Annotated in this window: 11 protein-coding genes; 6 read left to right on the plus strand and 5 right to left on the minus strand. The window is 55.0% G+C overall.

The window, feature by feature from the left end:
- Positions 1–195: 195 nt before the first annotated feature.
- The 3 genes from C8E02_RS02535 to C8E02_RS02545 form a co-directional block, all read right to left on the minus strand.
- Positions 196–567 carry an IS3 family transposase gene (locus C8E02_RS02535; protein WP_120809520.1) on the minus strand — a complete coding sequence of 124 codons (372 nt, stop codon included), beginning with the start codon at positions 565–567 and terminating at the stop codon, positions 196–198.
- Positions 568–944: 377 nt separating this feature from the next.
- On the minus strand, positions 945–3,554 hold the full coding sequence (locus tag C8E02_RS02540) for a hybrid sensor histidine kinase/response regulator (RefSeq protein ID WP_120809521.1): 2,610 nt from the start codon (positions 3,552–3,554) through the stop codon (positions 945–947).
- Positions 3,545–4,342 carry a response regulator transcription factor gene (locus C8E02_RS02545; protein ID WP_120809522.1) on the minus strand — a complete coding sequence of 266 codons (798 nt, stop codon included), beginning with the start codon at positions 4,340–4,342 and terminating at the stop codon, positions 3,545–3,547. Before C8E02_RS02545 ends, C8E02_RS02540 begins: the two co-directional genes overlap by 10 nt.
- Before the next feature lie 1,361 nt (positions 4,343–5,703).
- Here C8E02_RS02545 and C8E02_RS02555 point away from each other — a divergent pair.
- The gene (locus C8E02_RS02555) at positions 5,704–11,409 is read left to right on the plus strand and encodes an autotransporter-associated beta strand repeat-containing protein (protein ID WP_147424414.1); all 5,706 of its coding nucleotides are present in this window, start codon (positions 5,704–5,706) and stop codon (positions 11,407–11,409) included.
- Between the two features lie 144 nt (positions 11,410–11,553).
- On the opposite strand, the gene C8E02_RS02560 is transcribed toward C8E02_RS02555, so the two are convergent.
- Positions 11,554–11,997, minus strand: a complete 444-nt coding sequence (locus tag C8E02_RS02560; RefSeq protein WP_245961046.1) for a CorA family divalent cation transporter — start codon at positions 11,995–11,997, stop codon at positions 11,554–11,556.
- A gap of 377 nt (positions 11,998–12,374) precedes the next feature.
- A complete protein-coding gene (locus C8E02_RS17115) occupies positions 12,375–13,355 on the minus strand; it encodes a ribbon-helix-helix domain-containing protein (RefSeq protein ID WP_147424415.1) in 981 nt (326 codons plus the stop codon).
- Positions 13,356–13,625: 270 nt separating this feature from the next.
- Here C8E02_RS17115 and C8E02_RS02565 point away from each other — a divergent pair, with 270 nt between their 5' ends.
- The 5 genes from C8E02_RS02565 (at position 13,626) to C8E02_RS02585 (ending at position 16,973) form a co-directional block, all read left to right on the plus strand.
- On the plus strand, positions 13,626–13,832 hold the full coding sequence (locus tag C8E02_RS02565) for a helix-turn-helix transcriptional regulator (RefSeq protein WP_245961047.1): 207 nt from the start codon (positions 13,626–13,628) through the stop codon (positions 13,830–13,832).
- Between the two features lie 799 nt (positions 13,833–14,631).
- Positions 14,632–15,297 carry an inovirus Gp2 family protein gene (locus C8E02_RS02570; protein ID WP_120809525.1) on the plus strand — a complete coding sequence of 222 codons (666 nt, stop codon included), beginning with the start codon at positions 14,632–14,634 and terminating at the stop codon, positions 15,295–15,297.
- Between the two features lie 150 nt (positions 15,298–15,447).
- On the plus strand, positions 15,448–16,011 hold the full coding sequence (locus C8E02_RS02575) for a hypothetical protein (RefSeq protein ID WP_120809526.1): 564 nt from the start codon (positions 15,448–15,450) through the stop codon (positions 16,009–16,011).
- A gap of 253 nt (positions 16,012–16,264) precedes the next feature.
- Positions 16,265–16,441 (plus strand): DUF4172 domain-containing protein, encoded by a 177-nt coding sequence (locus tag C8E02_RS17810; protein ID WP_120809527.1) that lies wholly within the window; start codon positions 16,265–16,267, stop codon positions 16,439–16,441.
- A 163-nt stretch (positions 16,442–16,604) separates the two neighbouring features.
- On the plus strand, positions 16,605–16,973 hold the full coding sequence (locus C8E02_RS02585; RefSeq protein ID WP_120809528.1) for a hypothetical protein: 369 nt from the start codon (positions 16,605–16,607) through the stop codon (positions 16,971–16,973).
- Position 16,974 lies beyond the last annotated feature (1 nt).

Consider the following 16,974-nt stretch of genomic DNA (forward strand, 5'->3'; position numbering starts at 1 on the left):
TCCGCTACCGAATCGATTGAACCTCATCACAATAAGCCGGCTTGGTGGCCATGCTGCTGCCACATAACCCAGCCTAGGCGACACTATGGCCGTTCAATCACAGAGTGCAGCAACGCTTAGTGCACGATATAGGGCGGCTAGTGGCTCGGTGCAAAGCCTTCACACTGGTCTGTCCCGCTCTCCATGGACTACGGGTTAAGCACTAAGCACTGAACGACTTTGTTCGAATTCAACCGGGGTCAGATACCCCAGTGTCGAATGGCGTCGTTGGTGATTGTAAAAGCGGATGTAATCAAACACATCAGTACGCGCTTTCTCGTAGCCCCAATAACTGGTTAGATAAACCCGTTCCGACTTCAGCGAGCGGAAGAAGCTTTCCATCGCAGCATTATCCCAGTAGTTCCCGGCGCGGGAGTGACTCGGTACCATCCCAGGCTGTTTCAGCAATGCCTGGTAGTCAAAGGCACAGTACTGACTCCCCCGGTCCGAATGCAGAATCACCGCTCCTGAAGGCTTGCGACGTGCCACGGCCATCGTCAGGGCGGCATGAACCAGCTCTTGCTGCATTCAATGATGCATGGTACATGCCCACTATCGCCAGGGAATGCAAGTCGAGTACCACTACGAGATACAGCCACCCTTCACCGGTCCGGATATAGGTCATCTCAGATATCCAGCGCTGATTGATGTCGCCAGCGGTGAATTGTCGCTGCAGCAGATTGGGCGCTACGGGCAGAAGATGCTTCCCGCCACTGACTGGTCGCCAACGTTTACTGGTTCTGACCCTGATGCCGTTTCGCCGTAGCAAGTCCTCAATGCGTTCCCATTGGTCACCTCTCAGCGCGTACTATTTGTCATGGGCAATTATTAGTAGGGGCAGGATTTTTTCTTCAATACCCGGCAGAGAATTGATGACATGGCCTATCACCTGTTGGCTGTGCGCACTAAAGTGCGCAATCCGCCAATCGTGTCAACGTTGCCATATCCAGCTGTTGGGCGGCGCGGATGATCTGTGTCGCCAGTGGGCGCTGTGTCGGCTCTGTATCACCCAAGGTCTGTGCCCAGACCTCGAGATCACTAATCCGTCCGTCCTGTAGCAGGGTAGTCAGCTCGGTAAGCTGGGTGTCGCTCAGCGCGGCTGCTAGCGTGGAACGTGACTGCGGCAGCAGCGGGTGCAGTAATTGCTGTAATTGCGCCGGGCTGGCCGGTTTTTGCAAATAGCCATCAAAATCCAGTGTCGGCGGCAGATGTGCTGGACGACAGGCAACCATGCTGGAGAACAGCAGCACTGGCGGTGATGTCTGTTGCTGGCGCAGGGTTGCCAGCAAATCCCAGCCATCACAGGCCGGCATCTGCTGGTCCGACACGATGGCATCGACGGTGTGATAGGCCAGCAATGAGAGCGCGGCATAGCCATCGGCTGCTTCCAGTACATCGTGTCCGGCACTTTGCAGCCAATCGACGGTCAGAGCGCGGCTCTGCGCGTGATCATCCACCAGCAGGATGCGGTAGCCAGAGGCTGATGGTGCCGTCTGGGGCTGTAATGTGGTCGCTGCGGGCGCAGCTATGTGCGCCAACGCCACCGGAATGCAAAAGGAGAATGTGCTGCCCACGCCCAGTGTGCTGTCGGCCTGCAGCTTGCTGCCCATTTTTGCCAGCAGGCCGGCGCTGATCACGAGGCCCAAACCGGTGCCCTGAGTATGCTGCACATTGTCGCCGCGCCTGAACGGTTGAAACAGGCGGCCAAGTGTGTCATCCGACATGCCGATACCGCTATCGCTGACGCAGATTGTCAGCAGCCATTGTCCATTTTGTTGTCGTGCCTGCACTGCCAGCCGGATCACACCATCACGGGTGAACTTGGCGGCATTAGACAGGAGGTTGGCCAGCACCTGGCGCAAGCGCTTGAAGTCCAGATGCAGCAGCGGCGGTATCTCGTCATCGGTCACCAGCTCGAAGCGGTTGCCGTGCGGTGCGGTCAGCTGTTGTGCGTCATTGACTATGCTGCGCAGGAAATCGGCCCAGGCGCCGTCTTGCGGTCGCAGGGTAATCTCTCCAAGATGATTAGAGGAAAAATCAATCAGCTCGTCAATCAGCGCCAATTGATGGCGGGCGTTGTCCTCGATGGCGCGCAGGCATACCGCGCTGTCGGTACGCGGCTGATACAACAGTCGGGTGTAGCCGATGATGATGGATAAGGGCGCGCGCAGATCGTGGCTAATATGCGCCAGCAGGCGGTTTTTGGCCTGATTGGCCTCGTGTGCCTCGCGCAAGGCGACATCCAGTGCGACGGTGCGCGCAATCACTTGCTGTTCCAGCTTGTCACGCTGCTGTTCCTTCAGTACCAGCAAGGAGGTAATCGCCTGCTCCTTCTGGATGCGCACTCTGCGCATCTGCAGGGTAAACGCGGTCAGTAACATGCCGGTACTGGCGATGCTGCCTAGCGGCGCACCATACTCCGACATCACATCGGATACCCTCCAGCCGAGGATTTCCATCACCCGTGCCAGATTACCCAGCATGCAGGCAAAGCTTGCCAAGCCATAGGCCCAGCCACCCACCGGGCCCCGGTATAACAGCACCAAACACAGCACTGGCATGGTTACCGTCACCACCAGACTCAATACCGTGCCCAGCTGAGCACCGAGACGGTAATCAAGCAGTAAGATGCCAATTATGGAACACAGGCAGAACAGCAGGCCCAATAAAAAACGATCCCAGCGCAGTGCATGCTGGCGGGTGTCCAGAAATTCGCGGAACATCAGCAAGAAAAAGGCAATCGACAGTGTCGCGCTGAGCGAAATGATGCGGGTCGCCCAAAACGTCGCTTCTGGCCACAGATAGTGGAAACCAAAGCCGGTAATGCTGATCTCGTAGATCACATAGGTCAGCACTGATAGCGCGTAGTAGGCAAAACCGTAGCGGCGCAGGGAAAAAAACAGCATCAGGCTGTACAGCGCCATGATGGTCAGCGCGCCAAACTCCACACCGTGCAACAGGCGGTGCGCCCCCTCGTTGGCGCGAAAGTGTTCCGGAAGCCACAGCCGGGGTAGCAAGGAAATACTGGTCTCGCTGGCGATGCGCCATACCAGCTCGCGGCTTTCTCCTGCGGCCAACCTTACCGGAAAAACCGGTGTGGTCGTATCCAGTGGCCGGACGGCGAACGGACGCTTTGTGCCGGCTTCTTCCGCCTGCCAGCGCCCGCCTGCGAGCTGGTACAGGGTTACTTCCTGCAGGCGTGCGGTACCGGTTTCCAGCCATACCGTTACCGGATGGGAGGACGGATTCCGCAAGCGGGTTCGCAGCCAGAACGCGGAGTGCGAATAACCCGGCGTTAGTTGCCTGCTGCTGGCTGGTTGAAAGCGCGGCTGTGCCAGGATGTCTGTCAGTGAGGCATTCGCGTTGACGTCCTCGGTCAGCAACACATAAGGCTGAAGCAGGACGCCATCTTCCGTGCCGTTTACGACATAAGACTTGTCCGTGCTTACCGCCAGCGCTGCACCACCTAGCCACCAACACAGTCCGCAGAGCAGCAGTAAGAGCTTTATGCGCATTGTTCGCCAGGGGCAACATCCCCTTGTCGCAGCAATTTGCGATAGGCCGTCGGCGGTAGACCAAAGCGCTCGCGGAATGCGGTGGAGAAATTGCCGGCATTCTGAAAGCCCAGCTGTTCGGCAATCATCTGTACGCTGGTGTCGCCTTGCTCCAGCCATTGCTTGGCCACCCGCAGCCGTTCCTCGCGCAGATAGGCAAACACGGTCAGGCCGGTGCGTTCCTTGAACACGGCGGACAGTTTTTTCTCATGGCTACCTACGCTGCTGGCGATGTCGTCCACGGTAATTGGCTCGCCTAGGTGCTGGCAGATCACGGCAATGCCTGCCTGTAGCAAAACCTCATCCGGTGCAATGGCCGATGGTGACAGCTGCATAGCCAACCCGGATGCCGGCGCCATCCTTGCCGACAAGCTCAGATGAATGCGCACGCGGGCCAAGACCTCCTCGGGCAGAAACGGCTTGTTCACATAATCGACCCCGCCGATGGAAAGTCCGGTCAGCCGCTCTTCTGCGGCATTGGCCGCTGACAGGAAAATCACTGGGATGTCGCGGGTCAGCGGGTCTGCCTTTAGCAGGCGGCAAGCGCTAAAACCGTCCATTTTGGGCATGCGCACATCAAGCAGGATCAAGTCCGGGTGTAAGGTCTTGGCACGCTGATAGCCTTGGTGTCCATCAAATGCAATCGACATTCTGAAGCGGTGAACATCAAGCACATCTTTCAACAGTCGCAACTCATCCAGCGAGTCATCAACCAGCAGGATATGCGCTGAAAGCAAGTCTGTTGGCATGGTTGTTCGTATTTTTGAAATATGAATCAAGAATAAGATTCTAGCTGTTAAACCGGGGGCTGTAATGAATTTTCAGCCGAATAAAAATGCCGTTTCTTTAGATGACATTTGAAATCAATTAACATTGAATGGCAGTATTATTGCTTATGTTTTAGTTTAATATTATTTGCTGGCGTGATGGTTTTAATGTCTTGTCATTGCTATTTTTGCATTTATGTAACAAGAAACTGCCAAGGCAATGAATTTACTATTTTTAATGTGGATTTGTTTTCATGTTGTTGATTTTTAATGAATTTATGCTTTTTTCTCAAGGTTTCTTCCTCTGCGTGTCTAGCGGTTATTTCCCGGGCGTCCCGTTTTCCAAACATTCTATACGCCAATTCAAATATTGCCATTTACATATCGACATAGCATCGCAAGCAACTGAATTCATTCAGATTGCTCGGCATCGCATCATTTGTCGCTAGCGCCGCCATGGAGTCATCGTTTGGGGCGGACGAGGCAGTACGAGCCAATTTGAAATTCCGGTGCCGCCCCGCTTGCGGTGTGCGCTTTCAACTTCACTACTGGCCTGACATAACGTGAACACATCCCGACACAATGCTCCCCAATTTCAGCGCAGTGCTACTTCGCACGCGGTATTGATCGCCCTGTCCGGTCTGGTGCTGGCTACTTCCGGCGCACATGCCGCAGGCGGTATCGTGACCGGCTCACAAACCGTGAGCGACCAGAAGATCGATGGACAACAAGGCAATGGCTATTTTGTCCAGAGTGGCAGCCTGAACATCAGCAATAGCACGCTGGCCAACTTCACCACCACCGGTGGTGCCGGTAGCGGCGGCGGCGCCGGTATGGGGGGCGCCATCTTCATTAATGACGGTGCCAGTGTGGTGCTGGACAACGTGAAGTTCTCCGGTAATACCGCGGTCGGCGGCAAAGGGGGCGTGGGCAGTGTTGGCGGTTCCTTGAATAACCTGTTTGGCACAGGCGTTCCGGGCGCAACCGGTTCTGCAGGTGACGACGCCGATGGCGGTGCGGCCTATGTTAATGGCGGTAACGGTTTTGGCGGCTATAACGGCGAAGATGGCGGAGATGGCATCATAGGTGTTGGCGGTACCGGAGGCGCAGGGGGAAGTGGTTCGAATGGTGCAGCAGTTACCGCCGACACCGTATTGGCAATAGCCCAGTCCGTCTACGATATTGCGACCTCTGTCGGCGACACTAGCGAAGCTGCGTTTTACACCGGATTGGCAACGGAAATGACTGCTCAGGCAGCAGCGGCTACAGCGGGGGTGACCACAGCCGGTCTGGCGCCTATTTATACGGCACTAGCGGCCACTTACACCGCCCAGGCTGCGGCGGTGACCACTACCAAGGTAACTGCCGATACGGTTATAGCAGTAGCAAATGCGGCTTATCTGACCGCCATTACTGTAACCAGTAGCGAATTGGGGCTCAGTGGTGCCGGTGGCAATGGCGGTGCTGGCGGCGATGGCGGTACCGGTGCGAGCTTCTTTGGCGGCGGAACCGGTGGTGCCGGTGGTAGTGGTGGTGATGCCGTTTCCACCACGGGTGCTATCGGTGGCGAGGGTGGTAGTGGCGGCACCGGTGGTACCGGCGGCTTTGGCGCTGGCGGTGGCCAAGGTGGCGCAGGTGCCAATTCTGGCGACGACGGTAATGGTGTTACCCATAACGGCGGCAAGGGCGATGGTGGCGACGGTGGTCTTGGCGGCTTTGGCGGCGGCGACGGCGGCTCCGGTGTGGGCGGCAGCACCCTGGGCGGCGGCAACGGCGGCTCTGGTCTCGGCGGTTCGATCTTCGTTCGTGACGGCGGCTCGCTGACCATCAAGGGCGATACTACCTTTGGTCGCGGCAAGGTGCGCGGCGGTGCCGGCGATGTGGCCAACCACGGTAGCAGTGGCGATGCCGCCGGTACCGATCTGTTCATGATGAAGGGCTCCAATGTGGTGCTGGATGCCGGTGCCGGTAAAACCATTACCTTTAACGGCACTATCGCAGACGACAGTTCGGCGTCCATTGATGGTTACGGTAATGCCGAGGGCGATGGTGCCAGTCTGACCATCAGGAGCGGCCTGGTGGTGTTTAACGGCGAGAACACTTACACCGGCCAGACCATTCTGGAAGGCGGCGTCCTCAAGGCAGTCGATGGCGAAACCCTGCACGCCAGCAGTAATATCAATTTTGCTTCAAACCGCGAAGGCGGCATCCTGCTGGTCAATACCGGCGTATTCGACCGCTTCACGGGTACTGCCGGCGATCGCGTGCAGTGGACCGGCTCCGGCGGTTTTGCCGCCGAAGAGCAAGACCTGAGCGTTGAGCTCAGCGGCGGGCTGGAACGTACCTGGGGTGTCGAGGGCTTTGTCGGTGGCAACAATGCCCTGATTCTGGGTGCCGCAGATTCCACCCATAAAGTCACGCTGGAAAACGACATCAACCTGAATGGCCAGAACGGCACGGTGCTGGTCAAGGCCAATGCCAATAATGACAACTACGGCATCCTGAATGGCGTACTACGTAATGGCTCGCTCACTGTAGGCGATGCCAACCATACCGGCACCCTGCTGCTGACCAAGGCCAATACCTATGCTGACGGCACCGTCGTGAACGGCGGCGAGCTGCGTCTGGTCGAAGAGGGTGCATTGAATGCCAACGGCAAGGTCGAGGTCAATAATGGCGCGACGCTGGACACCTCCAGCACCGGCGATCAGGCAATCGGCACCTTGGCGGGCAATGGCGCAGTCAAGCTGGGTAGCAACACCCTGACACTGAACCAGAATGGCGATACTACCTTCGCGGGCAATATCCAGGATGGCGGCGTGGCAGGTGGCACAGGTTCCGGCATCGTGAAAAACGGTAGCGGTACGCTGACCATCACAGCTCAGAACGCTTACACCGGCAAAACCCAAATCAACGCGGGTCAAATCGTACTCGATGGCAGCCTGAGCACGGATGCCGTCCACGTTGCCACCGGTGCCACGCTGACTAATAACAGTGGCGGTCTGGAAGCCGACGTGGCGCTGAGCAACGATGGCCTGATCAATCAGAACCATGACGACACCGTCGCCAGTCTGGTCAACACCGGCACCATCAACGGTAGCCAGACCCTGACTGCCCAGACCTATGCGCTGAACGACGGCTCCGTCATCAACGCCCATCTGGGCAGTGGCGTACTGACGGCGAATGGCACAGTGCAGGTCAACGGCACCAGCAAGGCGGAAGCCGTCACCATTGCCTCCGGCACCACCACGCTGGGCAGCGCCGAACGTCTGCTGGATAGCAGCGACGTCACCGTTGACGGCAAGCTGGTCATGGGCGGTGATGAAACCATCGGCACGCTGGCAGGCAATCAGAACGGTGTGCTGGAGTTGTCCGGCGCCAAGCTGACACTGAACCATGCTGGCAAGGAGACCACCTACGCCGGCGTGATTCAGGACAACCAGAACGGTGCCGGCAGTGTGCAAAAAGACGGCAACGGCAAGCAGATTCTGACCGGTGCCAACACCTACCGTGGTCATACCCAGATCAACGGCGGCATCATCGCGCTGAACGATACCGGCAGCCTGCAAAGCCAGACGGTGACCATCGCCAAGGACGGCACACTGATCAATCACAATCAGGATAATAACGGCCTGTCCGATACCAGCGTGGTAACCAGTGCTGGCGTGATTGAACAAAACAGCGATGACACGATCAAGACCCTGATCAACACCGGCACCATCAACGGCGACAAGACCCTTTCCGCCGATACCTATGCGTTGAATGACGGCTCTGTCATCAATGCCCATCTGGGTAGTGGCGTACTGGCGGCGAATGGCACGGTACAGGTCAACGGTACCAGCAAGGCGGAAACCGTCAACATAGAAACCGGCACGACAACACTGGGTTCGGCGGAGCGTCTGCTGGACAGCAGCGACGTTACCGTCAACGCCAATCTGGTGCTGGGTGGCGACGAAACCATCGGCACATTGACCGGTGCGGCTAGTGGCAATGTCGATCTGAACGGCGGCAAACTCACGCTGAAGCAAAACACGGATACCACCTTTGCCGGCGTGATCCAGGATAGCGAAAGCGGCCAGGGCAGCCTCCAAAAAGACGGTAGCGGCAGCATCACCCTGAGCGGTGCCAGCACCTACGCTGGTCACACCCAGATCAATAGCGGTAAAGTGGTGCTGGATGGCAGCCTAGCAAGCCAGAGCATGACCGTCGCCCAGGGCGCCACGCTGGATGACAACAACGGTGGCCTGTCCACGTTGGCCGCAGTGAGTAACGACGGAATTGTCAATCTCAACGCCGATGACACCATCGCCAGCTTCAGCAGTACCGGCACCCTCAATAACGCCAGCCATACGCTGACTGCCAACACCTACGACCTGAACGACGGCTCGATCATCAACGCCAATCTGGGCACCGGTACCCTGACCAGCAATGGCAATGTGCTGCTCAATGGCAGCAGCAGCGCGGCAACTGTCACCATCGCCTCCGGTATCACTACGCTGGGTGCGCCCGAGCGTCTGCTGGACAGTAGTGATGTCAGCGTCAACGGCAAGTTGATCATGGGTGGTGCCGAGACCATCGGCACACTGGCAGGTAATGGCGACGGCGTGCTGGAATTGTCCGGCGCCAAGCTGACCCTCAAGCAGAACAAGGACACCACCTTTGCCGGTGTGATTCAGGACAGCAGCTTGCCGAACAGCGGCAGCCTGCAAAAAGACGGTAGCGGCAAGCTGACCCTGTCGGGTGCCAACACCTACACTGGCAACACGCAAATCAACAGTGGCAAGCTGGTGCTGGATGGCAGCCTGGAGAGCCAGAGCATTACCGTTGCGAGCGGCGCGACGCTGGACAACCAGCAAGGTGGCCTGTCGGCTACCGCCGCGCTGAACAACAGTGGCACCCTGAACCAGAACGCTAATGACAGTATCAAGACCCTAGTCAACAGCGGCACCATCAGTGGCAGCGGCACGCTGACTGCCGACAGCTACACGCTGAATGGTGGCGCCGTGATCAATGCCAATCTGGGTAGCGGTACGCTGGAAACCCATGGCAAAGTCACTCTCAACGGCACCAGCCAGGCCGCATCGGTACGCGTGTATGACGACAGTGAGCTGACCCTCAACGGTGAAAACCGGTTGTACACCGCCGCCGATGCCCGCGTGGACGGCAAGCTGATTCTGGGCGGTGGCAACCAGACCCTGCGTAGCCTGATCGGCACTGGCCTTGTGGACGTGACTGCTTACAAACTGACGGTCACCCAGGGTGGTGCCTTCAGCGGCAACATCAACGCTGGTAGCACCGATTTGGATGTCAGCAGTGGCCAACTGGATCTGACCCAGGGCACCACCACCACCCAGAGCACCACGGTAGCCGCCGGCACTACCCTGAGTGTGACCGATGGTGCCACGCTGAATAGCGCCACCACTACCGTCGGCGGTACTTTGACACTGGGAAGCAGTAGCAACCTCGTCTACACAACCCTGAGCGGTCGCGGTACGGTGCAGGCCGCCAGCTTTGACAACAAGGTCGGTAGCACCGTTAAGGGCTTCTTGACCTTTACCGGTGATTATGTGAACAACGGCAAGCTGGCACCGGGCAACTCGCCGGGCCAGACCGTCATCATCGGCAATTTCATCAACAACGGTTTGTTTGAAGCCGAACTGCAGAACACTACGCCAATTACCGGCTACGACCAGACCAGCGTCGGCGGCACGGTTACCCTGGGCGCTGCCAGTGAACTGGTGGTGCAGACCTATGGGGGCACCGCACCGGTACGCGGCAACAGCTACCAGATCATTGCCGATCTGGCCGGCAACGCCAAAGCCGTTAACGGTACTTTTGGCAGCGTGAAATATGATGCCGATGGTCTGGCCGGAGCGGGCATCGCCGTCAGCAATGCTGCCATCGTGTTTGACGTTGCCACCGGCAAGGTGCTAGCCACCGGTCAGAACGGCGCAGCAAGCACTTTTGCCGATATGGGCAGCACCACCAGCCAGCGTGCTGCGGCTGCCGCCTTGCTGAATATTGCCACCACTGATGTCGGCCAGAACCAGATCGACTCTGCCAGCACGGTGGGCCAGCTGGCGGCCCAGTTCATTACCGCCAACGGCAGCAGTGCCGCAGCCAACGCCGAGCGGTTTACGCCCGAGTACTACGGTGCCATGGCCGACAATGCCCTGCGCACGGGCGAGCTGGTATCCGGTCTGCTGCTGCAGCGCACAACTACCGCACTGGACAGCGCTACGCCGGTAGGCCAGGGCAGTGCCTTTGTCGGTTATCTGTACGACGAGATGGAGACCGCCAACAAGACCGGGCTGGAGCGTCGTGACTTCTACGTTGGGGGCGAATACCGTATCGGCGAAGCGTTCACTCTCGGTACGGTGCTGTTGGATGGCAGTGGCGATCTGAGCGCCCGCTTTGGTAGCGGCAACAGCAAGGTGCATGGTGCCAGCCTGTTTGCCCGTCTGAGTGTCAACCCGTCGCTGGATGTGTTGGCCAGTGTTAGCCACAGCAGCTACGACTACCAGCTGAGCCGCAGCACCGTCGTGGGGCAGACCAGCGCCAACACCGAAGCCAAGGCACTGACTGCCAGCCTGGCCGCGGTCTACCGCGCGCAAATCACCCCGCAGCTAGCGATCCTGCCACGCGTCGGTCTCAGCCACGGCAAGGCTTCGGTCAATGGCCTGCTGGAACAGGGTAGCGCCACCGACCGTCTTGATCTGGCTGGCTTCGACGCACAGCAGAGCAAGGCGCAGATTGGTGCCACCTGGTTGTGGACATCGTTGGATCAGGGCCAGCGCTGGAATGTGGCGCTGGATCTGGGGCTGGAACATGCCTTCTCTGACCGCAAGGACGCGATGCAGGCCACACTGGCGAGCGATCACCGTGTGAGCTTCCCGGTGACTTTCGCCAGCGAGCGCAAGACACTGCTGAACTTCGGCATCAGCGCCAACTATGGCTTCAGTAAAAACCTGTCGCTATCCGCTTCGCTGGAAGGTCGCAGCAATGTTGACGGTCAAAGTGGCAAGCTGGGTATGAACTACATCTTCTAAACCTGCAGCTTGCGGCCAACGTTGGCCACAATCCGCACCGCAAGGGCAAGCCATTTGGCTTGCCCTTTTACCATCGAAGTGACTGCCCATAAGCGGCCTAACAGACCAGGAATAGTTCACCTAAAATGGTGGACCGCATAAAGTTCAGTTACGTTTTCCTCTGAAAGCCCAAGTACCGGCGAGCCCGGTGAAGCCGGCGACAAAAGCAACCAGTACCCAGAAGCCATGTGGGTGCTCCGCTAGCGGAATTCCTCCCACATTCATCTCGAAGAAGCCGGCCACAATGTTGATCGGTAGTGCAAGCACCGTCACCATCATCAGGGTGAACAGTGTCTTGTCGGTCTGTTCGTTCAGTTGGGCGGCCAGTTCTTCCTGCAGTAGCTTGATGCGCTCGACCAAGGAGGTGAAGTCATTCAAGACCAGCGAAAACTCTTCTGTTGATTCTCGTAGGTCCTGAACATCTTGTTCTTGCAGCCAGTCCGGTGGGTGGTTCAGCCGAAACAGGGCGCTAGACTCTGGGGCCAGCAGGCGTTGTAAACGCACCGGGGCGCGGCGCATGGAGGCCAGCTCGACACTGTTTTCATTCAAGCCGTCTGATTGTGCAACCCTCGGTATGCCATTAGGAACATCAATGACACGAAGATGTTTTCACACAGCCTCGCCGACCTGTTGCCGGCCAGATAGGAGTAGTTGCTGATCATCGGCCAATCCGGGAGGCTTCATGGATGAATAGTAGAAATAGTCGCTTCAGTAGGGGGGCTTGGTAAAGACCCCGGTTATGGCGCCGCGTAGTGCCTTGCCGTAGCTAAGCAAGTCACCAAACAGCGCCTTCAGCTCTGCAATTAGCTCCGTATCCTCGGATTGCCTATGCTGACGACTACTGCGCCAGACTGATGCCCTGATCAAAGCACACCTCAAAAAAATATTTCAAAACAGCCATCCTGCTACTTCCAAATTAATACTTATCAGTTTTTGGTTTGGCTTTTATTTTGATTTTCATTTTTATTATGCCATAAAGGGTGTGTTGCATTTGTTTGGAAGTTTCCTGAAATGTCATTGTGTATTTGCATTTCTTTCTTTATTAAAGTCTCCATCATGGCGGCTAATGATATACCTAGTTTTCCTGCAATGGCCTTGGCATTTTCGTGTAAATATGATTCTATTTTTATATTTAACTGTTTCTTGGCATGGATGGGGGATTTTTTGTTTTCGTTTTGCTCTTTTTCTTTTTGATTATTGTTATAGTGAAATTTCACTATTTTTTTGAAATTTTCATCGAATTTTTTGTCTATCAGTAGTAATTTGTCAAATAAAATGTATGCGTCTTCAATTTCTTTTGGCTCGTCGCACTGGGTGGCGATGTTGTAATGGTTGTTAATAAACCAAAGCCAAATTGATTTTAATTTCTTTTTCTGTCTGTTTTTGTTCGTGTTTATCCAATCAAATATTTCTTTGTCAGATGCTGTTGACTTTTCCCATTGTGAGTACAGGTCATTGTACATTGCACCTTTTCTTTGGTGGGGGAGAGTGATGTCAAATTGTACTAGCGCACTTTCAATCCTGCTGATCCCTTGGTATTTGTTCGGAGTGATTTTTGGGTTGGTTATTCTAAAGTTAATTTTATTTTTTTCTAAAATAATTTCTAAGCAAGTTTCGATAAAGGAAGTTTGGCGCTTGCTTTGAAATTGGTACGGATTGAAAAATGAATTCCTGGTTCTTTCTTGAATTATATAAATTAGTGGCTGCCAGTTATTGAATTGAATGGTTTGAATATCTTCCTTGATGGAATCAATTATTTTTTCTGACGAAATTTGAATTTTGCTGCATTTACTTCCTGGTATGTTTGACAAAAAGAAAAATGCTAGATGTGTTGGGTGGTGATCAAGTGAAGCTATAGAATTTGCTATTTCTTCAATTATGTATTTGACATAATTTTGATGTTCCATATTTTTCTCACTTTAGTAGTATTGCTTTATTAAGTAATACTTGATTAAGTAATATTTCTACTGTTAGAAATTAATATTTTTACTATAGTTAGAAAAATAGTAGTAATCAAGAAGATTCTTTCTAGATGAATAAAATAATCTAGCTTAGTACATGTACAGTCAGTACAGGGGGATTTACGGAATCATGGCGCATCCATCTCTCGTGATTGCATCGGGTAGGAGACTAAAAATTTGCTGTTGAAATAAAAAATTACGCGGGTGCGGAATGTGATGAGCACATCACCCGAGGTAAACAAAATGAAAATTTTGCGCTTAAAACAAGTAATGGCCATAACTGGTCTAGCCCGCTCGACACTCTACAAATACATGGTGACAGAAGATTTTCCGGATCAGGTTAAGCTGGGGCCAAGGGCCGTTGGCTGGCTGGAGGTGGAAGTGTTGGCGTGGCTGCAAAGCCGGATTGAGAAGCGGGCATAATGCCCGCTTTTTTCATGTTTTAGTGTATTGATTTACGAGAGTGACTAAACAAAGGACAAAGCAGGCTTTGTTTGGGATTGTTTGCTGGCTACGCTGAGATCAGTCTGGTGATGGTGATTTTGATGTTTGCTGTAATAGATATATTTGTATCTTTACTAATTGCATTGTTATTCGTTACTAGCTTCAGTATCTATCCTTGTTGCTTTGCCATGTCTTGCATAGCGTTCATCCTTGTTATTTCCTTTGCTTGTTTCTAACAGGTAACAGTCTTAGTCATGGTCGCTGCTTTATCAGTAGCGTTACTCACAGACTTGTTCAGCAGGTCAGCTAGCGCATCGTCTAGCACAGGCTGGCAAGCCTGTTAACGATCAAATCAACAGTCAAGTCAACCATGATTTCGTGACTGAATTCATTTCGTCTAGAAATCTCAGTACAAGAAATCGGATGCACTTGCACCACTATCAATAGCTCGGGCAGAAATCAGTTCTGCCTTATGCCAGCATTGTCTTCCCATCTGAGTTCACCTTATCACCATTCTGTATTGCTCAGCCATTGATCGTGATTGCACCAGCTGTGTGATGCAGATTTTCTATTCTTTCTGATTCATCAGGCAACAGTAACTGTGGCCATTACAGCTGCTTTGCTAATACGGATATCGCACTGATCAGGCTGAGTACTGGCATGCAGTGGCATGGCGCTGCAGGTGGTCAATGAAGGTACTGATAGAGCAGGGGCGTAGGTCTCGACAAAAATCACAGCACAGTACAGACGCTATGTGCCAATCAAAGGAAACCATCACATGCAACGCAATCCACTCAACCGTAACCAGATCCTCTACACCCAGCCTTACTACCAGGGACTGCCGGTGCTGCCTCAGCCTGGCGGGATGATCGAAAGCTATCTGGGAAGCTTACAACAGGTCATCGACACGACATTGGATGACTACCCCAGGGTGTTTGCCTTTCGTCTGGATTTGCGTTTCCCTGCCTACTGCCAGGGGGTGTCATCGCTGTTGCAGGAGACCGGTAACGTTGCCATCACCAAGTTTCTCGCTTCCTTCAAGGCAAAGATAAAGCATTGCCGGGCGGTAGCCAGGCAGAGCAATCCCTATGCGCATGATTCGGTGGTGCGCTACGTGTGGACGCGAGAAGTCGGGGCGGAGGGCATGCTGCATTACCACCTCGCCATTCTGCTGAATCGGGATGCTTTCGCCGCGCTGGGGGCGTTTGAGTTAGGGAGAAGCAACATCTACAACCGCCTGACAGAGGCGTGGGCCAGTGCGCTGGGGATCACGGTCGAGGCAGCGGCAGGGTTGGTGAATATTCCTGACAACGCGGTCTACCACTTGAACCGTGATGATCATAGAGGGCAGGCGGAGTTCTTTCGTCGGGCGAGCTACTTGTGCAAGGCCAGTAGCAAGAGCACAGGCAAGAGCCATCATGGCTTTGGGGCCAGCCGGAATTGAATCGTAGGGGGAGGGACGCTCATTGGGAGGCCTCCCACTACGGTAGGAGCAGGAGAGAGCGACAGGCGTCAGGACCACGGTGTGAATCGTGGTCTTTTTTTACAGGGGTGCGCTATCCGATGAGGCAGACCATTTCATCAGGAGGACACCATGGACGTAGGAGTCTGCCATCAGACTGGTAAGACTGGCACCTCATCATCGGTACAGAGTGCTGGCGAGTTTATCCAGGGCTTAGCGCAGCAGGGCTATCAGCGCTTGACCATTATCAGGCTGGCGTTGGCGGTACCGACGACGGTATCACCTGACCAGCTACATCAACAGGTGACCGCCTTGCGGATGGCGGTGCGGGCCAGAAGGGGCGTATTCGAGCATGTACTGGGGCTGATCTGGACGTCCTCATCGGTGGGCCAGGATGGAAAGGTCATTCACAGCCTACTGATCTACGATGGTGCGCAAGTCGAGGACGATATCCAACGTGGACATGAGGTGGGCCGCTACTGTGTCAACAGCGTGATGGACGGGCAGGGGCGCTATCGCAATTTCAATCAGCACCGGCAGCTGCACGGTGTTGTCAGCGGACTGGGGTGCATCCGGACCGACGTAGTGTCTGAAATGGGCTGGCTGGGTTTTCAGCTCTGCTATGGGATGGGACTAGTAGGCCGGCCGCTGACGATTGTGGGCGTGCCGCATGGTGAGTCGCCAGCGCGTTGGTGACGAGGAGCATTCGGTGAGCAGATTCGGTTGCTGATTTCTGGGTGGGCCGTGGCTAAAAGGAGGCGCGAGGGTGTTGTTGAGCGGTGTGTCGGAAGCGTCACCGGTAGCGGCTCATGATTAGGAAGGCGGATCGCTGCGGAATCTGGTTGAGGCACCCGTGCCGGGAGCACAGGCTTTGGGGCACCGTAAGAACAGTCTTATTCATGAAGCGAATGTATCGCACAATCGCCTCAATATTTGGAGCAAATAAGTGATGCAATCATCTCACCGCTGGATCTGGCAGCATCCACATTGGCCACCGTTTACTTGGGATCAGGCTGCGCTCACGGAGCCCTTGGCTCGTGCCCGGCTGGCCCAGGGCAAGGTATTGGGGGCGGCGCGGTTGCTGGAGTGTTCGAGCATTGTTCAACCGATCAGCAAAGTGCTCTGAAATCACTGGAACACACCCTTCATACGGCCACTTTTTGATATGTGTGCCCGCGCAAATTCTTAGCTTGGGTGGATTGGGCATCGGCTGCGCCCGCATCAGAAAGCAGCTATTCTGGTGTTGGGTGCTTTCCTTTTTCAGTTCTTTTCACCTACACTTCGCCCCCATGAAATTGCTGCGGCTTATGTTTTCTCTCGTGCTGATGCTGGCGATCCCGTTCCTGGGCACGTCGGCACTTGCCATGCCGCAAATTTCGCCGTGCCCGATGCAGTCTGATATGGCGCACGGTATGGGTATGTCGGCCGATCATGATTGCTGCCAGATGGACAAGGTGACTAGCCAGAAATCATCGAAGGCCAAGTCGTCTACAACATGCAAACCTGGGCAGGAATGCAAGCTCGGGCAAGTCTTTTCTCCTGTGCTGGCTTCGCTGGCGTTTCAAGCGTTGCCAGCCGACTCTGTTGTTACCATCTATCCCGACATCGTAATTCATTCCCATGACCCGTCCGGGTTGTGGCGCCCCCCGCAGTCCTGAC

Source organism: Vogesella indigofera, from assembly GCF_003633895.1.
Taxonomy (GTDB): Bacteria; Pseudomonadota; Gammaproteobacteria; order Burkholderiales; family Chromobacteriaceae; genus Vogesella; species Vogesella indigofera.